19 protein-coding genes and 5 pseudogenes are annotated in these 22,609 nt (G+C 36.9%); 14 read left to right on the forward strand and 10 right to left on the reverse strand.

The genetic code is table 11. From position 1 onward, the window contains the following. The first annotated feature begins 7 nt into the window (after positions 1 to 7). The 9 genes and pseudogenes from lptA to L3081_RS18230 all read left to right on the forward strand — a co-directional run bounded on the left by lptA (position 8) and on the right by L3081_RS18230 (position 7,408). Positions 8 to 517 (forward strand): lipopolysaccharide transport periplasmic protein LptA, encoded by a 510-nt coding sequence (lptA, locus tag L3081_RS18190; protein ID WP_242287476.1) that lies wholly within the window; start codon positions 8 to 10, stop codon positions 515 to 517. A 36-nt stretch (positions 518 to 553) separates the two neighbouring features. Next, a complete protein-coding gene (gene lptB, locus L3081_RS18195) occupies positions 554 to 1,306 on the forward strand; it encodes an LPS export ABC transporter ATP-binding protein (protein WP_242287478.1) in 753 nt (250 codons plus the stop codon). A gap of 96 nt (positions 1,307 to 1,402) precedes the next feature. Further along, positions 1,403 to 2,925 (forward strand): annotated as a pseudogene (locus L3081_RS18200) (RNA polymerase factor sigma-54). 43 nt (positions 2,926 to 2,968) lie between these two features. Then, the gene (gene hpf, locus L3081_RS18205) at positions 2,969 to 3,256 is read left to right on the forward strand and encodes a ribosome hibernation promoting factor (RefSeq protein WP_242287480.1); all 288 of its coding nucleotides are present in this window, start codon (positions 2,969 to 2,971) and stop codon (positions 3,254 to 3,256) included. Positions 3,257 to 3,274: 18 nt separating this feature from the next. After that, positions 3,275 to 3,727 (forward strand): PTS IIA-like nitrogen regulatory protein PtsN, encoded by a 453-nt coding sequence (gene ptsN / locus L3081_RS18210; protein ID WP_242287482.1) that lies wholly within the window; start codon positions 3,275 to 3,277, stop codon positions 3,725 to 3,727. Between the two features lie 77 nt (positions 3,728 to 3,804). Then, positions 3,805 to 4,659 (forward strand): RNase adapter RapZ, encoded by an 855-nt coding sequence (gene rapZ / locus L3081_RS18215; RefSeq protein ID WP_242287484.1) that lies wholly within the window; start codon positions 3,805 to 3,807, stop codon positions 4,657 to 4,659. Positions 4,660 to 4,665: 6 nt separating this feature from the next. Continuing rightward, positions 4,666 to 4,965 (forward strand): HPr family phosphocarrier protein, encoded by a 300-nt coding sequence (locus tag L3081_RS18220; RefSeq protein WP_242287487.1) that lies wholly within the window; start codon positions 4,666 to 4,668, stop codon positions 4,963 to 4,965. 150 nt (positions 4,966 to 5,115) lie between these two features. Further along, positions 5,116 to 6,475 (forward strand): annotated as a pseudogene (gene mgtE / locus L3081_RS18225) (magnesium transporter). Between the two features lie 270 nt (positions 6,476 to 6,745). After that, positions 6,746 to 7,408, forward strand: a complete 663-nt coding sequence (locus L3081_RS18230) for a hypothetical protein (protein WP_242287489.1) — start codon at positions 6,746 to 6,748, stop codon at positions 7,406 to 7,408. Between the two features lie 168 nt (positions 7,409 to 7,576). Here the strand turns inward: L3081_RS18230 and L3081_RS18235 are convergent, their stop codons facing one another. The 3 genes from L3081_RS18235 to L3081_RS18240 form a co-directional block, all read right to left on the reverse strand. Continuing rightward, positions 7,577 to 7,981 carry an MmcQ/YjbR family DNA-binding protein gene (locus tag L3081_RS18235; RefSeq protein ID WP_242287491.1) on the reverse strand — a complete coding sequence of 135 codons (405 nt, stop codon included), beginning with the start codon at positions 7,979 to 7,981 and terminating at the stop codon, positions 7,577 to 7,579. 89 nt (positions 7,982 to 8,070) lie between these two features. Further along, positions 8,071 to 8,493 (reverse strand): TonB-dependent receptor domain-containing protein, encoded by a 423-nt coding sequence (locus tag L3081_RS27210; protein ID WP_274620611.1) that lies wholly within the window; start codon positions 8,491 to 8,493, stop codon positions 8,071 to 8,073. Next, positions 8,438 to 10,288, reverse strand: a complete 1,851-nt coding sequence (locus tag L3081_RS18240; RefSeq protein WP_274620612.1) for a TonB-dependent receptor plug domain-containing protein — start codon at positions 10,286 to 10,288, stop codon at positions 8,438 to 8,440. Before L3081_RS18240 ends, L3081_RS27210 begins: the two co-directional genes overlap by 56 nt. A 273-nt stretch (positions 10,289 to 10,561) precedes the next feature. Here L3081_RS18240 and L3081_RS18245 point away from each other — a divergent pair, with 273 nt between their 5' ends. Genes L3081_RS18245 through L3081_RS18255 form a run of 3 tightly spaced genes read left to right on the forward strand, consistent with a single transcriptional unit; the run spans position 10,562 to position 12,863 of the window. Further along, positions 10,562 to 11,389 carry a S1 family peptidase gene (locus L3081_RS18245; protein ID WP_242287493.1) on the forward strand — a complete coding sequence of 276 codons (828 nt, stop codon included), beginning with the start codon at positions 10,562 to 10,564 and terminating at the stop codon, positions 11,387 to 11,389. An 11-nt stretch (positions 11,390 to 11,400) separates the two neighbouring features. After that, positions 11,401 to 11,829 (forward strand): hypothetical protein, encoded by a 429-nt coding sequence (locus tag L3081_RS18250; protein ID WP_242287495.1) that lies wholly within the window; start codon positions 11,401 to 11,403, stop codon positions 11,827 to 11,829. Next, the gene (locus L3081_RS18255) at positions 11,820 to 12,863 is read left to right on the forward strand and encodes an FHA domain-containing protein (RefSeq protein WP_242287497.1); all 1,044 of its coding nucleotides are present in this window, start codon (positions 11,820 to 11,822) and stop codon (positions 12,861 to 12,863) included. Before L3081_RS18250 ends, L3081_RS18255 begins: the two co-directional genes overlap by 10 nt. 80 nt (positions 12,864 to 12,943) lie before the next feature. Here L3081_RS18255 and trpS read toward each other — a convergent pair whose 3' ends face one another. Together trpS and rpe are read right to left on the reverse strand one after the other, a co-directional pair. Continuing rightward, positions 12,944 to 13,951 carry a tryptophan--tRNA ligase gene (trpS, locus tag L3081_RS18260; RefSeq protein WP_242287602.1) on the reverse strand — a complete coding sequence of 336 codons (1,008 nt, stop codon included), beginning with the start codon at positions 13,949 to 13,951 and terminating at the stop codon, positions 12,944 to 12,946. Between the two features lie 172 nt (positions 13,952 to 14,123). Beyond that, the gene (gene rpe / locus L3081_RS18265; RefSeq protein WP_242287499.1) at positions 14,124 to 14,792 is read right to left on the reverse strand and encodes a ribulose-phosphate 3-epimerase; all 669 of its coding nucleotides are present in this window, start codon (positions 14,790 to 14,792) and stop codon (positions 14,124 to 14,126) included. Between the two features lie 294 nt (positions 14,793 to 15,086). Between rpe and L3081_RS18270 the strand changes: the two genes are divergently transcribed. Together L3081_RS18270 and L3081_RS18275 are read left to right on the forward strand one after the other, a co-directional pair. Continuing rightward, complete coding sequence (locus tag L3081_RS18270) at positions 15,087 to 15,758, forward strand: TorF family putative porin (RefSeq protein ID WP_242287501.1); 672 nt, start codon at positions 15,087 to 15,089, stop codon at positions 15,756 to 15,758. Positions 15,759 to 15,874: 116 nt separating this feature from the next. Further along, a complete protein-coding gene (locus L3081_RS18275; protein ID WP_242287503.1) occupies positions 15,875 to 16,075 on the forward strand; it encodes a DUF2970 domain-containing protein in 201 nt (66 codons plus the stop codon). Between the two features lie 72 nt (positions 16,076 to 16,147). On the opposite strand, the pseudogene L3081_RS18280 reads toward L3081_RS18275, so the two are convergent. The 5 genes and pseudogenes from L3081_RS18280 to L3081_RS29215 all read right to left on the reverse strand — a co-directional run bounded on the left by L3081_RS18280 (position 16,148) and on the right by L3081_RS29215 (position 22,606). Continuing rightward, positions 16,148 to 16,971, reverse strand: a pseudogene (locus L3081_RS18280) (Dam family site-specific DNA-(adenine-N6)-methyltransferase). A gap of 125 nt (positions 16,972 to 17,096) precedes the next feature. Then, entirely contained in the window at positions 17,097 to 18,563 is a 1,467-nt protein-coding gene (locus tag L3081_RS18285) for an SPOR domain-containing protein (RefSeq protein ID WP_242287505.1), read from the reverse strand. 56 nt (positions 18,564 to 18,619) lie between these two features. Continuing rightward, positions 18,620 to 19,684: a 3-dehydroquinate synthase gene (aroB, locus tag L3081_RS18290; RefSeq protein WP_242287507.1), complete on the reverse strand. Its 1,065-nt coding sequence runs from the start codon at positions 19,682 to 19,684 to the stop codon at positions 18,620 to 18,622. An 84-nt stretch (positions 19,685 to 19,768) separates the two neighbouring features. Beyond that, positions 19,769 to 20,286: pseudogene (aroK, locus tag L3081_RS18295) on the reverse strand (shikimate kinase AroK). A 202-nt stretch (positions 20,287 to 20,488) separates the two neighbouring features. Beyond that, a pseudogene (locus tag L3081_RS29215) lies at positions 20,489 to 22,606 on the reverse strand (type IV pilus secretin PilQ). Between the last annotated feature and the right edge of the window lie 3 nt (positions 22,607 to 22,609).

A 22,609-nucleotide genomic window follows, 5' to 3' on the forward strand; every position in this document is an offset into this window, starting at 1 on the left:
TCCCTTGATGGCTATTAAAAAAATCAGTAAAAGCTTACTCATTGGCTCATTGCTTTATGGGTTAACAACACCTGTAATCGCGGCAAAAAAAGATCTGACACAAGAGATCACGATAAAATCAAAGCGCCAATCAGCTGATTTAAAAAACAAAATTGCAAGCTATTTAGATGATGTAAGTATAAGCCAAGGTACCATTTCTATCGTGGCAGATATTGTGCAAGTTTATAGTGGTATTGATAGTAATACCAAAGAAAAATCAGACACTTATCTTGCTAAAGGTCAACCCGCTATTTTTAAACAAGCCTTAGAAGACGGTAGTCTAATCACCTTACAAGCCAATGAAATAAAATACCAACCAGATCTCCACATCATCACGGTTTCAGGCAATGCACAAGTTAAACAGGCCGGCAGCAAAGTCACTGGTGAAACAATAACTTACAACACGTTAAGCGAAAAGCTTGAAGCCATAAGTAGAAATGATGACTCTGTAACCACTATTTTACAGCCACTCAAATAAAAGCTCAGCAAGATAAAAAAGACAATGATGGTAACCATGAATAGTACTGAAAATACGCCAATAGAATCAACCTTGATAGCCCAAGGATTATCTAAGTCTTATAAAAATAATAAAGTAGTAAAAAGCGTTAGTTTAACAGTAAAAGCAGGCCAAATCGTAGGTCTCCTTGGTCCTAACGGAGCAGGAAAAACCACATCTTTTTATATGATTGTTGGTTTAGTACCCAATGACGATGGTCAAATTATTCTTAACAATGAGGATGTCACCCTTGCACCCATGCATGAACGTGCACGCCGTGGCATAGGTTACTTACCCCAAGAAGCATCTATTTTTAGAAAGCTTACCGTCACTGACAACATTATGGCAATTCTGCAAACAAGAAAAGACCTTAATGAACACGATAGACAGGGTAAGCTTGAACATTTACTAGAAGAATTTAACATAAGTCATATTAAAGATAACTTAGGTATGAGTTTATCTGGTGGCGAAAGAAGACGTGTAGAAATTGCTAGGGCTTTAGCCGCTGAACCGCAGTTTATATTGCTTGACGAACCCTTCGCCGGGGTTGATCCAATCTCAGTTGGCGACATCAAAAAAATTATTATACATCTTAAAAATCGCGGTATTGGTATCTTAATTACCGATCATAATGTGCGTGAAACACTTGATGTATGTGAGCATGCTTACATTGTTAGCCACGGAGAAATTATTGCCGAAGGTGACGCGAATCAAATTCTTGCAAATCAAAAGGTAAGAGATGTATACCTTGGCGAACAATTCACGCTATAGTTAACACAGAGATTTAAAACTTAGACTATGCTTACATTATGATGATGAAAGTTTAATTAAGTAAATAACATTATTAATAGGAATTAGAAAACGTAGATGCGCCCAACTCTGCAGCTCCGAATAGGACAACACCTAACCATGACGCCACAACTGCAACAAGCGATTAAGCTGTTGCAGTTGTCAACGTTAGAACTTCAGCAAGAAATTCAAGAAGTGCTTGAAAGTAATCCTCTTCTTGAAGTTAATGAGCAACAAGCATCTGATGCCAACGCTGATAATGATTCGAATAACAATTCAGAGAACCTTGAAGAAGCGTTTTCGGCGACAATTTCTGAAAAAACAGCCACGGATGGTAGTGAAGATTCCTCTGCAACGATTGATGAAATTAGCACAACAGAAGCCATGGAAAAAAATGATATTCCTGAAGAGTTAAATATCGATACTACCTGGGAAGAGAGTTACAGTGCAGGAACATCGAATACAGGCGCAATAAGTAGCCCAGGTGAAGATTACACTTATCAAGGTGAAACAAGCGACTCAATTCAAGATCATCTTTTATGGCAAATGGAGTTAACCCCTTTTTCTGAAACCGATAGAGCTGTTGCGATAGCTATTATTGAAGCCGTCGATGATGCCGGTTATCTAACGGTACCAAGTGAAGAGATTTTAGAAAGTGTTGGTATTGAAGGGCCGGAACTTGATGAGGTAGAAGCAGTATTAAAACGTATTAATGTCTTCGATCCTATTGGTGTTGCTGCTCGCTCAATTGCGGATTGCTTACTGATACAATTGAATCAATTTGATCCTGCGACCCCCTTTTTAAATGAAAGTAAATTGGTCATCAAAGAACATATTGATCTACTCGGCAATCGAGATTATCGCCAACTCATGCGTAAAACTCGTCTTAAAGAAGATCAATTACGTGAAGTAATGCGGTTAATTCAAAGCTTAAACCCGCGACCTGGTGATGTTATTGCTAAAAATGATGATCAATATGTTATTCCTGATGTGTCGGTAGAGAAAAAAATGGTCGTTGGGTAGTAGAATTAAACCCTGACACGGCCCCCAAACTGTCGGTAAATCAACAATATGCGGCCATGACTAAAACCACGAAATCGTCCAACACCGATGGGCAATTTATACGTGCCAACTTACAAGAAGCCAAGTGGTTTATTAAGAGCTTAGAGTCACGTAATGACACCTTATTAAAAGTGTCTAATTGTATCGTCCAACGTCAGCAAGGCTTCTTCGAACATGGCGCTGAAGCTATGCGTCCCATGGTGTTAAATGATATTGCTGAAGCAGTAGATATGCACGAGTCTACTATTTCTCGTGTTACTACCCAAAAATACATGCACACTCCTCGAGGTATTTTCGAATTAAAATACTTTTTTTCAAGTCATGTTAGCACTGAAAATGGCGGCGAATGTTCATCAACCGCCATTCGTTCTTTAATTAAAAAACTCATTTTAGCGGAAACACCTGCTAAGCCGCTAAGTGATAGTAAAATGGCTGACTTACTAGCCGAGCAGGGAATTAACGTTGCGAGACGAACCATAGCCAAATATCGAGAATCTTTGTCTATTCCACCGTCAAATCAACGCAAGAGTTTATTATAACAGCTATTGTACTAGCTCAATTTAGATAATAAGGATCGAACTTATGCAAATTAACCTTACTGGCCACCATGTAGACCTAACTTCATCATTACGCGATTACGTTAATACAAAATTTGATAAATTAGAACGACATTTTGATCACATCACTAATGTGCATGTGGTACTGACGGTGGAAAAGTTAGATCAAAAGGCAGAAGCCACAGTACATCTGAAAGGCAGCGAAATTCATGCCTCTGCAGTCAATGCTGATATGTATACATCAATAGATACTTTAATTGATAAATTAGATCGTCAAGTGCTCAAATATAAAGGCAAGCTATCTCAACATTAGCGCTACAATATAAAAATTATGACTCTACAAGATATATTAACACTGGACTGCACACAATGTGCAGTCCCAGTTCAAAGTAAAAAACGCCTACTTGAACAAATTTGCCTACTTGCTGCTAAACAATTAGGAACTGCTAATTCAACCGACCTACTCGATAGTTTACTCGATAGAGAAAAAATGGGTAGTACAGGTATTGGCAACGGCATTGCTATCCCACATGGTAGATTAAATAATACAGACAAAGCCATTGCCGTCTTTTTAACAACGCAGCAAGCCATAGATTTTGATGCTATTGATAATCAACCTGTCGATATATTTATCTGCTTATTTGTTCCCGAAAACAGCACACAAGAACACTTAGAAACACTGCAAAGTATAGCCAAACTATTTAGTGATCGTAAAACGGCAAAGCAAGTTCGGAAATGTGTAAATCAACAAGAAATGTTTAACCTTATTCAACAAGCAACTTAAGTTGCAATGACTTAAAATTTATCCGATGTCACGCCCCGTTTCTCGGAATTTTTTATCTGCAACTCGAGACTTAATTTATGAAACTTATTATTGTTAGTGGACGTTCAGGCTCAGGTAAATCAGTTGCGCTTAGGGTTTTAGAAGATTTAGGCTACTATTGTGTTGATAATATTCCTGTTAACTTACTACCCGCATTGGCACATACCGTAATTCACGATTACGAAAATGTTGCCGTGAGTTTAGATGTTCGAAATTTGCCGAATAACCCGAGTGATATTTTAGAGGTTATTGAATACCTGCCTAGCGCCGTAGAAGTTACTACTTTATTTTTAGATGCGGATGATAATGATTTGATCCGTCGTTTCAGTGAAACCAGACGATTACATCCACTAATTAAAAAAAATATCCCCTTAGATCAAGCCATAGCATTAGAAAAAAAACTATTAACACCTATTTCTACTAAAGCTGATTTATACATTAATACTACACAGTTAAGCCCACACCAATTAGCTGATTTAGTACGCGAACGAATTCTTGGTAAAAAAACAGGCTCAATGGTACTCGTTTTTGAATCTTTCGGTTTTAAACATGGTATTCCAACTGATGCTGACTATGTTTTTGATGCCCGGTTTTTACCTAATCCACACTGGGAAAAAGAATTAAAAGCCTATACGGGGTTAGATCAACCCGTAAAAGATTTCCTTGCCAGTCAACCGATCGTGACAAAATTTGTTTGGCAAATTAATAGCTTTATGATGACCTGGCTACCACACTTAGAGCGTAACAATCGAAGTTACGTTACAATCGCTATTGGTTGCACTGGCGGTAAACACCGCTCTGTTTATATTGCAGAATTATTGTCTAGTAACTTTCGTAAAGAAAAAAAAGATGTGCAAACTCACCACAGAGATATGAAAAAAATTAAAGAGTAAATAACCATGACTTCAAAACTGGCTCATGACGATATAATAATAAGTAAAGAATTAACCATTATTAACAAGCTTGGCTTACATGCGCGAGCAGCAAGTAAATTAGCACAACTTTGTCAAAAATTTACGGCAAAAATCACATTAACTTTAGGAGATAAAGAAGCCGATGCTAGTAGTATAATGGCAATTATGTTGCTTGCCGGCGCGCAAGGGAAAATAGTAAAGGTTACCGCACAAGGAATAGATGCATTAAACGCATTAAACGCAATAGCTCAACTCATTGGCGACAAGTTTGACGAAGAAGAATAATTGACAGCAAATACGTAAAATAGCTGCAAGAAACACAAACTTACGATAAACTTATTCGTGATTAAAAGAATACTAACGTGATTAAATGACCTTTTACGGACGTTTAATCACGTTAGTATAGTTTGTCACACTAACATCCAAGTAATCTCTATGCCTGACATAATAGAACAAGAAAATATCCAACAAAGACTACATCAAGTTAATGAAGCATTTGATAGTGGTATGTTTGTTTATGTGCGTAGATTATTACAAGACATGACCGCTTACGATCTTGCTCTTTTTCTTGAATCTTCACCCGCTAAAAGTCGTGCCGTATTATGGCAACTTATTGACGCTGAACACCATGGTGAAGTCCTTGAAGAACTGAATGAAGAAGTACGTAAAGGCATCTTGCAAAGTATGCGCCCTGAAAAACTGGCTGCTGTTGCTGAAGGGATGGATGTTGATGATTTAGCGGAAGTATTACGTACCCTCCCCGACAGAGAATATAGAGAAGTACTTAACTCTATGGACTCGCAAGACAGAAGCCGAGTAGAAACAGCCCTGTCGTACGATGAAGATACTGCTTGGTGGTATCATGAATACGGATACTATCACTTTACGCCCAGAAGTGAGTGTTGATGTAGTATTACGTTACCTAAGGCTCAAAGGACAATTACCCGAAGCTACTGACTCTTTTTATGTGGTTGACAGAAATAATCGTTTTATTGGCGCCGTATCGTTGGCCGCCATCGTTACAGCTAAACCAGAAGTGATTATTTCAAGCTTGATTGATTCAGAAATAGAAGCTGTGCAAGCCAACATGGAAGAGGCTGAAGTCGCTCAGCTATTTGAAAAACATGATTGGTTTTCTGCCCCTGTTGTTGATCAAGAAGGACACTTACTTGGCCGTATCACAATAGATGATGTTATTGATATTATTCGTGAAGATGCTGAACACACCATGATGAGTATGGCCGGTTTAGATGACGAAGCCGATACCTTTGCACCAGTTATTAAAAGTACAAAACAGCGTTCATTATGGTTAGGTGTTAACCTCATTACTGCATTATTAGCCGTTGCTGTTACTAGCATGTTTGAAGGTATTTTCCAACAATTGGCTATTTTAGCTGTACTCAATTCTTTAGTCCCGAGTATGGGTGGCGTTGCAGGTAATCAAACGTTAACACTGGTTATCCGAGGCATGGCTTTAGGCCATGTAGGTAACCGTAATGCAAGGGCACTATTAAATAAAGAAGTCGCGATAGGCTTTTTAAACGGCGTTATTTGGGCGTTGTTAATTGCTACTGTTGTTTCTGTTTGGAAACAAGATTTGATGTTAGGCGCGGTCATCGCCTTTGCCATGTTAATGAATATGACCGCTGCCGGCTTAGCCGGTGTTACTATTCCATTATTTTTAAAACGCCTTAATATTGATCCTGCACTTGCCGGTGGCGTTATTATCACCACCGTTACCGATGTTGTGGGTATTTTTGCCTTTTTAGGTACTGCAACTCTCTTGCTCACCTAAACTATGGCATTAGCCAATACTTAATTTGAACCATGTATTCATAAATAAATTTGAATTTATTTAATTATCTACTAAGGTTTCTAGGTAGAGTACATTTTGCTACTCATAATTTACGATTGTCGTAATAGGCAAGGATGTTGTCAATTTCTTAGAAGTTAGTTTCTTACCCTAATTTAATCGTACGGTTTAATTGTACTATTTAATCGCCCAAAATAGCTGAAATTAAATACTTATTTTCGTTAGTTAGGCATATTTAAAAAGGGGAAAATAATGTCTGTTAATCAAATATCATATGATGAAGCAAGAAAACAAATGAAACCAGGGGATGTTATCGCGTTCGGCGGCAAAGGCCATTTCTCAGAAATCATTAAATTTGCTACATTTTCTACCGTCTCTCATGTAGGTGTTATACTTCAAACAAAAATATCTGAAGATGACACCGGGCGTTTTTTCAACCAAATTATTGAATCAACCTCCCTCAATGGATTTAACGGTGTCAACATATCTAGATTCAGTGATCGAATCAATACCTATGAAGGTGAATTATGGTGGCTGCCGCTGAGTGATAATCATAGAGCCGCTTTTGATGCAAAATCCTTTTACAATTTTTTATTTAATCAAGCAAAAGATAAAAAACCTTACGATATGCCACAAGCGATAAAGTCTGCCGTTGATGCTTTAGATAACTTACCCTTTGGCGCACGCGGGCCAACATACAACAAAGAAGACTTTAGCAAATTCTTTTGCTCTGAACTCGTGGCTGCCGGTTTAGAAATCTCAGGGGCTGTCGATTCAATTAACGCTTCAGAAGTAACACCAATAGACCTATGCCGTTGGAATATATATCAAAACAATTATTATCAATTAAAAGGTGATTCAGATAAAAAAATATCACGATTCAATACTTCACCCCCTTCTCATTGGAATAATTAACCAGACAAACTCAATTACTTCAAGTACATTTATTCTCTACTTGGGCCGATATTTACGAATGAGTTTAGCAAACTCATTCTTGTCAGTTGTCGCTATAGTAACTTTTATTTGGAATCATGTTGATACCTGCATATTAGCCAGATATAAATCCTAATTCCCTGAATTATTCTACAGATGTAGCAAAATAGACTGTTGCTCTTTCTTAGTCATTTTATTCACCACCAACATAAATGAATTATCCATCATGCGCTCAATTTCTCCTCGGGGAATAGAACCATCAAGAATAATCGTATTCCATTGCGCTTTATTCATATGATAACCAGGAATAACACTTGTGAAAATATCACGTAGCATGACCGCTTCGTCAGGATCACATTTTAGGTTAATGCAATAATACCCTGCCATTTTGCTACCAGTATCCTTTTCATTTCCTTTTCCAAAAGACAACGTCGCAAACATTTTCTGTTTAACTCGAAATACTTTGACATCATCCCCAAAGGGATAATACAAAGTGCTAGCGGGCTTGGCGAGCAAGTAACGTTCAGCTTGCTGTACTGTAAGGCTTTCTGTCATGTTTTTCACTTTTAAACACCTACTATTTATTATTTACAATCCAGATAATAAAGGGCATTTAATTAGTTATTAGACCAACTCTATTCTAATTAAAAACGATATGTTGCTTCTACCCAAGCACTAATCCCTTCTTTTGGTAATCGAGACATCACAGGGATTTCAGTACCCTTTACCCGTGTGTAACCACCTAAATGATTTTGATAATTTTTATCTAAAAGGTTATCAACACCAAATCGTAAGGCCAAATCATTATTTACATAATATTGGGCATCAATATTCACTACACCATAACCAGCAGTTTTTTGCTCATTATTGGTATTTGATACATTACTTTGTTTTGCCGCCATTACTAAGCTAGTTTTCAGCATCCAATGATGCGTAGTATAACTTAAATGAACCTGACCATTCAGTGGTGCTATTCGATATAAATTATCATTAATATCTCGACGTTCACCTTCAACATAATTTATGATGGTAAAAATGGAGGGATTCAGAGAAATTATAATAGCCATTCAAATCAAAACCATATAATTTTGCATCGACATTTGAAAATTTCAAAGGATTACTGTCGTTTGCCATCATATTTGCCAACTGTTTCGCGGCCATATCATTCATCCCCATGGGCGTTCCCTGAATGTAATCATCAATCGATTGATAAAAAACATGAGGGGCAATCATGAAGTCTGCATCTTGATATTGCAAACCAAGATCTAATTGATAAGCAGTTTCTGAATCAAGGTTAATGTCACCAATATAAGTATGCCCATCAGCCAAACCACCTGTTGATTCCATTGGCGTCCATAAATATCGTTCTTGGTATGATGGTGCACGAGTTTTTAATCCAAGTCCCATAGACAGTGATAAGTGAGTTGATAGGTTAGTTTGGATATTTAAAGCGATATCAACATTGTTATCAGATACTTTTTGATCGGCATTATTGAAATCATCTCGTAGACTTGTAGCTAAACTTCCCATGCTTGGCATACTGGTATCATCACCCATATCCATTCCTGAATCCATGTCCATACTTGAATCCATACCCATTTCTGGTTCCATCGGCATAGACATCATGGCCATTGATGTACTTACCTCACCTGCAGAAGATTCTGCACGTTTTAGTCTGACACCAAGCTGCACCGTAGTTTGCTCAAATTCTTGCAGCCATTGGGCAAATATTCCATAACGATTATCTTCAACTTGATTAAAGTTAACGACTTCAAACATCATATTATTAGGGTTAGTAATGACCGAATCATGGCTAGCAAAATAGCCATCGACACCAAATGCTAAATCGCCAAAATCAAAGGTTTTTGAAAGCTTGAACTTAAAATCTGATGTTTCAGCTGTAGCGTTATTTCGACGATACATGCTGTCGTCATTATTTTCTCGCATTAAAAAATTTGTCATGCCGTGATCAGCGTCGATATAACCTATTTGCCATTCGCCTTGCCATGCATTTAAATTAAAAGCACCGTCGACTGTTATTCTTGTGCTTTCTATATATTCAATATCCATAGGTAAAGCCGGCGTGCCTGAATCTCCCGTGTCAGTATAGTGGAAACTTAACCCTATCTCATTGTCGTTACTGTTATATCGAATATCCCCACCCAATTGCACTTTATCAAAATCTGTTGGGGTAATAGCGACACCATCCCCACTCTCCATGCTATCGCCCGTTTGGCTATTGCCATATAACAAAAAAGCCACATCACTTTTAGCGATGTTAGTTACGGCTGATAAAGTTTTAGCACTATTGTTACTACGATAACCTGCTTGAATATCACCACTGATCTCTGTATTTGAACTATTGACTGTTTCAGCTTTGCGCATTTTTACTTCAATGGCACCTCCTAGCGTATTAATCCCTGCAGAAACTGGCGCAATTCCTCTGTATACCGTCATTGAATCAACGATTAGCGGAGTTGAATAGCTTAAGGGAGTATCCATAGCATTAGGACCTGCACCAATAACAGGATGACCATCAAGAGAAGTAGCGACTCTATCACCATACAACCCTCGATATTGCGCTACTCCGGTAATGGGTCCATTACTATTAATATTCGCACCTGGGACTGAGGTTAACCAATCAGCTAAATCAGGTACACTTGTTTGCCCTTGAGCATACCCTTTCATATTTTCTAAATGCTGATGACGTTGATTGGTTATAGTGATCACTTCTAGATCATCAATTACATCAGGATTTTCATCGGCCAAAACATAGCCTGACAATGTAATTACTGAAGAAGCCATTGTTGATAATAAAACGAGTTTTACCGCGCTAGCTGAGAGTGTAAGGTTAGTTCGCATAGGATTTTATTTCTATTAGATATATAATTACACCTATTCTCGGGGCTTAACCTATTTAAAACAAAAGAAAATATTCAATGTGCGACAATATGTCGCAGGAAAAAGTCAACTAATTTGCATTAGATCAACAACGCTGACTTATTAAAAAAGAAATACTGCTTATTTACAGTATTCGCCGTACATTAAATGATAATTAGGAATATACAAAATAGTAAGTGACTAATACGCAGACGATGGCACAATAGACTAGTAATTTTTTAAACAGGAATATAGATGAAAGTTTTTTTTACCTTAACTGCCCTACTATTGTGTATTTTATTCAGTCGTAGTAGTTCTGCTGTTGAACAAGCAGAGCAATTATTTAATCAGTTAAAACCCTCTCTTTATCAAATTAAATTAATAGACAAAGCCAGTGGTGAAAAATCATCCATAGGCTCCGGTTTTCAAATAAGTAACGATGGCATCATTGCCACTAACTATCATGTTATTTCCAGTTACGCTTTACATCCCAAAAAATACCGTATTGAATACCTTGATAATCAAGGAAATCAGGGAGATCTAACTCTCCAGAGCGTAGATGTTATTAACGACCTTGCGTTAGTTAAGCGTACAGTTGAACAAGAGATGGCTTTTTTTGAACTCTCAAATACAGCTCCCCATAAAGGTGAACAATTATTCTCATTAGGCAATCCGCATGATTTAGGTATGATTGTTGTGCCTGGTACTTATAATGGTTTGAAAAAAGAATCTTTTAATGATCGTATTCATTTCACTGGTTCAATCAACTCAGGTATGAGTGGTGGTCCTGTTGTAAATAAAACCGCTGAAGTTGTTGGAATAAACGTCGCTACTTCAGGTAATTCTATTGGTTTCCTCGTACCTCACGACAAGTTAGTGACTTTATACAAAAACTTTTTGAAATCATCACCTGTTTCTATCGAACAGCAAATGACTGAGCAGTTATTGGCAAGCCAAGATAAATTGATAACGGCCATTTTAAATAGCCCTTGGCTAGCTAAACAACTAGGTGAAAAAGCAATGATTCCTATCATTGATGTACCTTTTATTCGGTTTGGGGTGATTCTAATGCGGATAAAGTAGATGCCCTAATATTGGCAGCGGTAGCAAATTGCTCGTTAGACGAAAACACTTATATTTCCTCAAGCTTTTTTACTGGCTCAATGGAAATTGAATTTCGCACCATGAAGGCGAAAGATATTAGCGCCAATAAATTTTACCACCTATATCAACAACATATTGCGCGTGCGGGTGCCGGTAATAGAGCCGACAAAGAAAACGTAACCGAATTTCAATGCCATAACGACTTAGTAATCCCTAATAATCAAGCAATCAATAACAAAACTATTTTTTGTACACGTGCTTATAAAAAGTTCACTGGTTTATACGACGTCCTTTATTTAAGTGCTTCAGTGGATAAAGACAAACAAGCCATTGTCAGCCACTTTACTATCGCAGGTATAAGCGAAGCTAATGCATTAGCCTTTACTCGCCAATTTATGGAGGCTGTATCATGGAAATAATAGAGACAAACGCGTCAACGATGGAAAACGAACTTAATCACGATGTCGATGAAGCAAACGATACAAAAGAAATTATTATTGAAGAAATTAGCCGCAACCATAAGTTATTGCACCGCCATAAATTATCACAGCAACAGATTCATATTGGTCGTGATTATCATAACGATATTATTTTGTCTGATCCCCATGTATGCCCAAGTCACCTTAGTATTGAGTTAACAGATGGTCAATGGAAAATAATAGATAACCAAACAGTGAATGGCTCTTTTATTGAAAATACACAGAGCAAGAAGCATTGTGCTGATCAACACATTATTAACGATGGTGACGTGATCACCTTGGGGAAAAGTCAATTAAGGATACTTTTCACCAATCACCCTGTTGATGCTACAATTGCTATTAGCCCATTTGAAGCACTTATTAACTTGATGCGACATCCTGTTGTGCTTTTATTAAGTGTTACCTTATTTACCTTGATTTCCGGCTATACTTTCTATCTGAACAGCCCTAAAGAGGTTAATTTTAGCCAGTTATTAGTACCGACCATTGGCATGACATTAGGTTTTGCACTATGGCCTGCAGGGGTTGCTTTAGTGTCTCATTTAAGTAAACACGAGGCTCGGGTACTGGCACAATTAGGTATAAGTTTCGCTTTTTTCAATCTTATGTGGTTAAGCGATTTTTTAGAGGGATTAAGTAACTTTAATAGCGCCAGTGGCTCTATAGCCCCCACCTTTACTTTATTGGCCTCTATTGTGCTTGCCTTTAGCTTATTTTGGTTAAATGGTTACATAGGCTTTCACATGACCGCCAAACGACGCATTGTTGTGGCAGGAGGAATGACTCTATTACTTTTTGGTGGTAGTTACCTTGTTCAATACAGTAACAAGCCAGAGTTCAATCCAAGACCGCAATATAATGCAACAATAATGATGCCAAACTTATTAATTGCCGCAAGTAGCAGCACAGACAAATTTATTGAAGATAGCCGTAAGCTTTTTGATAAAACAAAAAAAGAGGCATTAAAAGAATAGCTGTAAATAACGAGTAAATAGTGGCGAAAATAACTTTCCGCCACACGCTGTTTTATTTACTCATAATTATTAAGGTATGATTAAGGACGTGGGATAAAACCCACAGCATCATACACAGAGGTTAATATTTTATTAGCACGTAACGATGCTTTTTCAGCCCCTTTTTTCATCACTTGCTCAAGAAACGCTTGGTCTTCTCGATATTGATGAAATTTACTTTGAATTGGTGTCAGCATAGCAACAACAGCTTCAGCAACATCCCCTTTTAAATGACCATACATTTTTTCTTCGTACTCAGGCACCAAACTATCAACTGATTTTCCAGTAGCACATGACAATAAAGATAACAGATTCGACACACCTGGTTTCTCTTCAAGATTATAATAAATATTCGCTTGCTCATCAGAGTCAGTTACAGCACGCTTAATTTTTTTAGCAATTTTCTTCGGGTCTTCTAATAAGCCAATGAAGTTACCGGGATTTATGTCTGATTTAGACATTTTCTTAGTTGGTTCAAGTAAGCTCATCACACGAGCACCATGCTGAGGAATAAAAGGATCTGGTACAGTAAAAATATCACCATAAAGGTTATTAAAGCGCGTAGCAACATCACGCGCCGGCTCTAAATGTTGTTTTTGATCATCACCAACAGGTACGCTATCGGCACCGTATAACAAAATATCTGCAGCCATTAGTACCGGGTAAGTAAACAAGCCGGCGTTCATATTTGCCTCTGACTTTTGCGACTTATCTTTATATTGAGTCATGCGATTTAATTCCCCCATTTGAGTATAACAACTCAATACCCAACTCAACTGAGCATGTTCTGGCACATGGGATTGTATAAAAATAGTGCTTTGTTCGGGGTCAACTCCACAAGCAAGATACAAGGCTAAGCCATCTAAGGTCGCCTTACGTAAATCTTCTGCTTTCGGGCGTACGGTTATCGCATGTTGGTCCACCAACATGTAATAGCATTCATGACTCGACTGCATATTGACCCATTGCTTTAATGCGCCTAAATAATTACCAATAGTTAATTCACCTGATGGCTGACAGCCACTTAATACAATAGGTTTACTCATGATTTTCCTTTAGATATGGCCAGAGCATCTCATCACACGCCGGCTTATTCATTTTATTTAATACTACTTACGTTATTTCTTACCCAAACAAAAATTGTTGTTTGCAGCCGTAGCCTAATCAAAGTGAATATATACAATTTGGCTCACATAGCTATTCGTATACATTGACAGAATTTTATACTTTTGCTAATTCCGCTCGCATTTCATCAATGGCAATTTTATAATCAGATTGTGAAAATATCGCACTGCCTGCAACAAACATATCTGCACCTGCCGCCGCTATTTCAGCAATGTTATTAGCTTTTACGCCACCGTCAACTTCTAAGCGAATATCACGACCACTTTGTTTGATTCTTTCTTTTACCAAACGTAACTTATCGAGTGTGGTTGGAATAAATGATTGACCACCAAAACCCGGATTTACTGACATTAATAAAATAACATCAAGTTTATCCATAACAAAATCCAAACATTGTAATGGCGTTGCAGGGTTTAGTACTAAGCCCGCCTTACAACCATGATCCTTTATTAACTGTAGGGTGCGATCAATATGATCACTTCCCTCTGGGTGGAAAGTAATAATGTCAGCACCTGCTTTGGCAAACTTAGGGATTAAATCATCGACAGGCTTCACCATTAAATGAACATCTATAGGTGCGGTAATACCATAATCACGTAATGACTGGCAAATCATAGGTCCAAAAGTTAGGTTAGGAACAAAGTGATTATCCATCACATCAAAATGCACAACGTCTGCACCCGCAGATAAAACCTTTGCGACATCATCACCTAAACGGGCGAAATCAGCCGATAAAATAGAAGGGGCAATTAAAAAAGAAGACATACGCTTGCTCAATCAAAGAAAATTATCTGTATTATACCCAAGCCACTTAAAAATACGAGTATCACCGTATCCTCGTTAAGTTGAATCAGCTGCACTTGATTAGTTCAAATAATATTAAGTCGCACCATACTAGCGCACCCTTTCTCAAAAACCCAAAATTCAACAAAATCATTAACGCAACAACCTGTTGATAAATAACAATAAAAATTAATTCGTTAATTTTATTTAATACGGGCATCATCTTTGCAAAATATGAATTAGGTTTAAAATTTATAATACTTTAAAGAGAGAAACATGAAAAAAACAATATTAAGTGTTGCATTAACTTCTATTTTAGCTACTTCAACTGTTTTTTCTACTTCAGCTTCAGCTGTTGAGGGTTTAAGCGCTAACGTCGCCGCAACGTCAAACTACTTATGGCGTGGTTTAGAACAAACGAATGGCAAATCAGCTGTTTCAGGTGGTATTGATTATGCTGCAGACTCAGGGTTTTATGTTGGTACTTGGGCATCAAATGCCGACTGGGCTGACGGAATGACTTATGAATTAGACATTTACGGTGGTTTTGGCGGTAGTATCAACGATAGTGTATCTTATGATGTTGGCTTTATTTATTACGGATATCCTGACGAAACATCAGGAGATGCCGATTTCTCAGAAGTATATGGTAGTATTTCGTTTAACGCATTAACGGTAGGTTTAGCGGTTTTAACATCTGGTGAAGGCGCAGATGCGGGCGATACTATTTATGCCAATATTGATTACAGCATAGCGCTAAGCAATGAAGCTGAAGTGACCTTACATGTTGGTTCATATAGTGGTGACTGGTTGGCTGAAGACTCTATTGACTATGGTGTAAGTATCTCAAAATCAGGTTTCACTTTAGGTGCATCAGCTACGGATTTAGATGGCGCTGCAGGTGACATGAAAGTTTATGTTGCTTATGCTGTCGATATTGACTTGTAGGGTAATACCTCTTTTCAAATTTGATATTTAAAAACAGACAAAAAAATGCTAATTGGTTATACTGTAACCAATTAGCATTTTTTATTATCAATTATTCACTTTAAAATGAGAACTAAATGTCAGATAACACACCGTCAGTCAAAGAAACCTTTAAAAGTGTTGCAGCAGCTTTTTTGGGTGTTCAAAGTAATAAAAATAGAACAAAAGATTTTGCTAATGGTAAATTAAGCCACTTTATTATTGTAGGGGTAATAAGTGTCGTCATTTTTATCAGCATTTTAATTTTTATTGTTAACTTAGTTCTACCTTCAAGTTAATAACCTGAATATTGGTATCCTTGGGTCAATATTTTTAGGCAATTAATCGATCTGCGCTATCCACCATTTTATCTATCGATAAAGTGCCATAAGCTCCGCAACTTTTTTACGCTTATCACCTTTAGCACTAATAGTACGAGCTACTTCAATTGATTTGATTTTATTAGCATGCTCATAAATTTTTCGTGTCCAAATCGTGTCGTGATTCGAAATTAAAACGACGGTTGATTTTTCTTTTGAAACTTCTTCAGCGGCATTAGCTAAATCAGCTTGTTCATCTAAGCCAAACCCATTACCAAGATAGCTAGTAAAATTTGCCGACTTACTTAACGGAACATAGGGTGGATCACAATAAATCACATCATCCGCAGAAGCTCGGGTAAAAGTTTTACGGTAACCTTCACACACAAAAGTCGCTTGTTGTGCTTTATCTGCGAAAATATTTAATTCAGCTTCAGGAAAGTATGGGCGTTTATATTTCCCAAAAGGTACATTATAACCACCAGATTTATTGTAACGGCATAAACCATTATAACCATGTCGGTTCATATATAAAAAAACAAGTGATCTAAAGTAAGTATCGTTACTTTCATTAAATTCTTTTCTTAACTGATAATACTTTTCACTTTGGTTGAATTTTTCTGTAAAAAAAGTCTGTGCATCTACAATAAAACTGTCTGGCTTTGTTTGTAGTATTCTATAGAGATTGATTAAATCTTGGTTTATATCATTTAAAATATATTTTGAATAATCTGTATTTAAAAATACCGATCCTGCCCCCACAAATGGTTCAATTAAACATTCACCTTTGGGTAACATTTTTGCAATAACATCACTAAGACCGTATTTGCCTCCAAATTCCCCCACTTTAAAAATGCTCGATGTTTTTTGCGCATGTTTGCCTAACTCATATTCGCCTGAATAGGCAACCAATAAAAAGAAAAACGATTGTATCTTTATTTAACCATCAACGGTATTCATTTCTTAATTGAATAACTTGGACTTACTTAACTTTAATTTACTAAAGACTATTTATTTCTTCTTGAACAAGTGAAAGTGGTTTAATCCAAACCCCACGATCAACAATTCCCTGAGGAAGTAACTTTATAGCCGCATTAGCTTGTGATTTATTATCATAAATTGCTGTGGTTAACACAATAAGTTTTTGGTCATTCAACATTTTTTCATAACTAAAATAATCGATATTAGGATATTTTTTAATAAAACGTGACAGAAGATCTAGCTTAGTAAAACCAACAAGTTGAACCACATAACCAGATGAAGCCTTAGTGTAATATTCCGGCGTGAGTACGAATTCTACTGAGGCAATATCAAATTGAGGTATTTTCAAAAGTGTGATTTTGCTCGATTCAGAATCTTTTGGCACCATAGGTGTCATGTTAGAGCTTTCATACTTGGATGTATCACGAATAGGCTTTATTGTAACTTGTTTTGACTGAGTTACTTTTACACTTGGAGTTCCATTGACTAGTGATGTCTCTGACGATTCATTTAGTTCGAGTGCTTGAAGAATATCAGTTGCTTGTGCTTGCTGAGCCCCATTATCTTTGATTGATGATATTTCTCCAAGTAAAGCCGCTTGAATATCAGTTATATTAGCTAATTTAGCTGAACCTTCGACAGGTAAATCCTGAGGTTGTACCGTTGTGTGTGTTTTTTCTTTTGAAGGTGTTTTCTCCAACACTAGCGCGCTTGTTTCAATAGGAGTTGCATCCACTTCAGTCAACTTAGACAGCTCAGATAACTTAAAATTATCATAATGAATAAGTCCATACCAAGAAAGTCCAATTAAAACAGAAAACAATAAAAGAGCAGAAAGTAGCTTTAGCCATAATTTACTGTTAAAAATAGTTTTATCACTCGCAAATTTTGCATGTTCTAGCGCAAACAATTGACCAGATTTTGCATCAATAATTGATAATTTATTTTTGAAAAGAGTTTGATCCGCAGCGACATCCTGTGCAGCTTGTTCTAGCCCGAAGAGTACAACGTCAATTTTACGTTGAGTCTTGCTTGCCACATTAACCAATTGGCAAAGTTCATATTTGATTTGTAAAGACAATGCATGTGCATGCTCAATAACTATGTTTATATTGCCTTTACTGTGCTTATTTAAATTAAGAATACTTACAGCAAGTGATTTTTCAGGATCAAAAAGGGTATTAGCAAATAATTGCTCAATAAGACGACATCGCATCTGAATATCATTAAGCTTTGTTGACGCGGAGACAAAAGCAACATTTGTTTCTTGAGTTGATTCATCTGATGAACAGTTGATAAGAAATTGACGTGCGGCTTGCGCGTAGACATTCACATCATTATCTATCACTAAAACAGCTTGCTTAGAGAAGCGTTGAATATAATCAATGCGTGCACTAACGCTAATGGCGGTAACTGCCGGCTCATTATTTAGTTGCACCGAAGCCATATGTTTATGACTTATATTGGTGTGTGCTACTACAGACATATACAACCCTTTCTACAATCATTGTTATCTAACCTTAACGTTAGATAAACTGAAAATTATAAAATTTGCTGAAGTATCTCTTGAGTAATATCATCACGAATCTCTGATTTACCTATCGCTGTAGGTACGATGAAACGTAACTTTCCGCCAATATTTTTCTTGTCTCGGCGCATATGTCTAGTAAAGTCTTCACAAGTCATTGTATCAGGCGCCTGTAATGGTAAATCAAACGCGTTAATAAGTGACTCTATTCGACAAAGTTCTGACACTTCAAGCAAATTCATTGTTACAGCTAATTTAGAAGCAAGTACCATACCAGTTGCAACAGCTTCACCATGAAGCCAATTTCCATACCCTTGTTCAGCCTCAATAGCATGACCAAATGTATGTCCTAAGTTGAGCAGAGCACGAACACCTGCTTCAGTTTCATCATTTGCAACAATATTCGCTTTACATTGACAACAAATTTCTATCATTTTAGTTAGTGTTTTTTGATCACCGACTTTTATTGACGCTATATTGTTTTCAAGCCAAACAAAAAAGTCATAATCCCCTAAAATACCATATTTAATCACCTCAGCCATACCCGCATTAAATTCACGTATTGGTAAAGACGTTAAACTATTAATATCTATGATAACAGCCTTAGGTTGATAGAAAGCTCCGATCATATTTTTACCTAGCGGGTGATTTACAGCAGTTTTACCTCCAACAGATGAATCTACTTGAGACAGCACAGTTGTAGGTACTTGTATAAAGTCTATCCCACGTTGATAACATGCTGCTGCAAAGCCGGTAATGTCACCGATAACACCACCACCTAACGCAATTAAAGTGCTATCTCGACCATGCTCATTTGCCAATAAATGCGACATAATTAATTCGAAATTCGCTAAACTTTTTTCTGCTTCACCATCCGGTAGTATTATTTCATCAACATCATAATTAACGAATTTAGTTTTAATTTTATCTAGATATAACGGGGCAACTATTGTATTAGTGACAATACACACACGTTTACCGCGAATATGATTCTTAAAAAGTGTTTCGTTATCAAACAGACCTGAGTCTATGTAAATGGGATAGCTTCGTTGTCCTAAATCAAGGTTAAGAGTGGGCATATTAGCTTTTACCAGAAATTATGTCAGATAAGGGCAAAGCCACTCAGATTATACAGTGGCTTCAATAAAGAAAGTTTGTTCTTATTAAAAATCTAAGCGCTCGATGATTTTATGAGCAACCACTTTAGCACTCTGATCATCTGTTTTAATTACTACGTCAGCAATTTCTTCATAAAGAGGATTACGCTCAACGGCTAGATTCTCTAGCACTGTACGAGGTTTTTCTGATGTCTGTAATAATGGACGACGGCGATCTCTTTGGGTACGTGCAACTTGCTTATCAATTGTTGTTTCTAAATAAACAACGATACCACGTGCTGATAAACGATTGCGAACTTGATCACTAATAACTGAGCCACCACCGGTTGCTAGTACAATACCTTGCTTTTCGCTCAAATCTTCAATAACATCTTCTTCTCTTTACGAAAGCCTTCCTCGCCTTCAAGGTCAAAAACCCAAGCAATATCTGCTCCGGTGCGACGTTCAATCTCTTGATCTGAATCGAAAAATTCAAGGTGTAGCCTGTCTGCAAGCTCTCTGCCTATAGTGCTTTTACCTGCCCCCATAGGGCCAATAAGGAAAATGTTACGTTTTTCTGCCATTAGATTAACTTATTACTCGTTTGTTTCAGGTATATCAAAAGGACGTCACAGCAAAAGCTATTTTCCTTTTGATGTCATAGAGGTCTCCCTCGGAAATTTCAAGGGCGTAATTATCGCAATTGTTGGGGTATGATTGCAAGCAACATTGTTAGTAAGTTAGACAAAAACTCTAACTTACTAACGTTAGCATGATTAATTGAAGCTAAAAATGTTCAGTAACAACCCGCGGAGTAACAAAAATGAGTAATTCTTTTTTCTCATTAAATTGATTAGAATTTCTAAATAACCAACCAAAATAAGGGATATCCCCTAACACTGGTACTTTAGAAATAGTATTAATAATAGATTGTTGATAAATACCACCTAACACAATAGTTTCACCATTATTCACTAACACCTGTGTACCAATACGTCCGGTATCAATAGCAGGAGCGGAACCGCTTGTCACATCTGAGACTGTATCTTGAGTAACCACTAAATCTAAAATAATTTTATTATCCGGCGTGATATGGGGTGTTACCGTTAAGCTTAATACCGCTTTTTTAAACTGTACGGACGTTGCCCCACTTGATGCCGCTTCTTGATAAGGAAGTTCAACACCCTGCTCAATATAGGCTTCTTTTTGATTTGCAGTGGTTATACGAGGGCTAGCGATAATTTCCCCTTTATTTTCTTTTTCCATCGCACTTAATTCAAGGTCCAAAATAGTACCATCAGCCAAACGAGCAATTTGAAACGCTAAAACACCAATTTGGATTTGCTGTTGGTAAATTAACATTTAACCCATCTGATAATTGAGGAACTCTACCAATCCCTAAATCAGAATCAGTTAGTGCTCTTGTACCAAGAGCTTGTCCAACGCCTTCCAGTGAACCTGACGTAGCGAATTCACCATTAGTATCAGTCACTCCCCATCGTATACCAAGCTCTTCATTAATATTATCTTTAACCGTTACCATACGGGCTTCAATGATCACTTGGCGCACAGGAATATCTAAAATATTAACCATACGTTTAATGTCTTCAATACTTTTCGCAGTATCACGAATTAATAATGTATTAGTCCGCTCATCTACCGAAACACTACCACGTTCTGATAATATACTGGTATCTTCATTTTTAATTAAGTCTGCAAAATCAATAGCTTTAGCATAATTTACTTGTACATATTCAGAATACAAGGGGGCTAATTCTTCAACTTGTTGCTGTGCTTGTAAGGTTTTTGCTTCTCTCGCTGCTAGCTCATCGGCGGGTGCTACCATTAAGATATTACCTTGCATTCTTTTATCTAACCCTTTTACTTTTAATATAATATCTAGTGCTTGATCCCAAGGAACGCCATCTAACCGTAGTGTTATATTACCCGTTACTGTATCACTGGTAATTAAATTGAATTCATTATAATCAGCAATAATTTGTAGCACGGTACGCACAGGAATATCTTGAAAGTTTAGCGATATAGTACGTCCTGTAAATTCATCTGAGTCCGCTAAATAACTTGGTGCTTTTTTTCTTTTTCTTTAATCGAAAGTATAAACAAGTTTCCTTTTTGTTTATGTGAAAAAGAAAAATGGGTATCGACATCAACGACTAAACGGGCATTTCGACCCTCTTTAAATGTTTCTATTCCTGAGACGATCGTACCAAAATCTGTCACATCAAGTTTATATAACAGATCATCTAATATATTTGTATTATGAAACTCAACATTCACTTTACCTAATTTATCATTCACATCGACAGCAACCATACTGTCTTTGAGGTAGACTAATACTTCCGGTAAATTGTTCTCATCTAAACGAAAGTCAATTGATTCGATATGATTAATAAACTGCTCGCCTGTCGGGTTAAATACTTCAACAACACTCGCTGACTTGCCATAATTAAGTGTTAAAAAGAATTTTTTCCCATCAATCGCAACATCAAAAACTTCCAATTTATCTAAATTAATCGTTGCAACAACTTTCCCAGAGGAATTATCTAAGACTATATTAGTCACTCCTGCATGGTTAACGAGTGTTTCTTTCAGATTTTTGTCATACTCATCCGCTGTAAACATAATTTTTACAAAAGCAGGATTCATTGACGTTTCAACTGTTGGCAATGCAGTAATATCGTCTGAAAATTCAAAAACCAACTCAATTTGATCCGATTGAATCGTGTTATATGAGATACCTTGAATTTTACTTGCTAGTTCTTGACTATTTTCTTCTTCAGCTCTAATGCTTAGCGATGTAGCTGTAAGTGTAAGTAGAGTAAAAAAAACTAACCAATATTTGCTCAGATTGATTATCCCATTATTAATTTTATAATTTTTCATTTT

The sequence above is a fragment of the Colwellia maritima genome (assembly GCF_022669015.1).
GTDB lineage: Bacteria > Pseudomonadota > Gammaproteobacteria > Enterobacterales > Alteromonadaceae > Colwellia > Colwellia maritima.

Excerpts from the sequence above, each read along its gene's own strand:
- L3081_RS18275 (WP_242287503.1), top strand. The coding sequence starts at position 15,875 with ATGTCAGATAACACACCGTCAGTCAAAGAAACCTTTAAAAGTGTTGCA.
- rpe (WP_242287499.1), bottom strand. The coding sequence starts at position 14,792 with ATGTCTTCTTTTTTAATTGCCCCTTCTATTTTATCGGCTGATTTCGCC.
- lptB (WP_242287478.1), top strand. The coding sequence starts at position 554 with ATGAATAGTACTGAAAATACGCCAATAGAATCAACCTTGATAGCCCAA.
- L3081_RS18245 (WP_242287493.1), top strand. The coding sequence starts at position 10,562 with ATGAAAGTTTTTTTTACCTTAACTGCCCTACTATTGTGTATTTTATTC.
- L3081_RS18255 (WP_242287497.1), top strand. The coding sequence starts at position 11,820 with ATGGAAATAATAGAGACAAACGCGTCAACGATGGAAAACGAACTTAAT.
- rapZ (WP_242287484.1), top strand. The coding sequence starts at position 3,805 with ATGAAACTTATTATTGTTAGTGGACGTTCAGGCTCAGGTAAATCAGTT.
- ptsN (WP_242287482.1), top strand. The coding sequence starts at position 3,275 with ATGACTCTACAAGATATATTAACACTGGACTGCACACAATGTGCAGTC.
- L3081_RS18285 (WP_242287505.1), bottom strand. The coding sequence starts at position 18,563 with ATGTCTGTAGTAGCACACACCAATATAAGTCATAAACATATGGCTTCG.
- hpf (WP_242287480.1), top strand. The coding sequence starts at position 2,969 with ATGCAAATTAACCTTACTGGCCACCATGTAGACCTAACTTCATCATTA.
- L3081_RS18235 (WP_242287491.1), bottom strand. The coding sequence starts at position 7,981 with ATGACAGAAAGCCTTACAGTACAGCAAGCTGAACGTTACTTGCTCGCC.
- L3081_RS18270 (WP_242287501.1), top strand. The coding sequence starts at position 15,087 with ATGAAAAAAACAATATTAAGTGTTGCATTAACTTCTATTTTAGCTACT.
- L3081_RS18230 (WP_242287489.1), top strand. The coding sequence starts at position 6,746 with ATGTCTGTTAATCAAATATCATATGATGAAGCAAGAAAACAAATGAAA.
- lptA (WP_242287476.1), top strand. The coding sequence starts at position 8 with ATGGCTATTAAAAAAATCAGTAAAAGCTTACTCATTGGCTCATTGCTT.
- L3081_RS18240 (WP_274620612.1), bottom strand. The coding sequence starts at position 10,288 with ATGCGAACTAACCTTACACTCTCAGCTAGCGCGGTAAAACTCGTTTTA.
- L3081_RS18220 (WP_242287487.1), top strand. The coding sequence starts at position 4,666 with ATGACTTCAAAACTGGCTCATGACGATATAATAATAAGTAAAGAATTA.
- aroB (WP_242287507.1), bottom strand. The coding sequence starts at position 19,684 with ATGCCCACTCTTAACCTTGATTTAGGACAACGAAGCTATCCCATTTAC.
- L3081_RS27210 (WP_274620611.1), bottom strand. The coding sequence starts at position 8,493 with ATGGCTATTATAATTTCTCTGAATCCCTCCATTTTTACCATCATAAAT.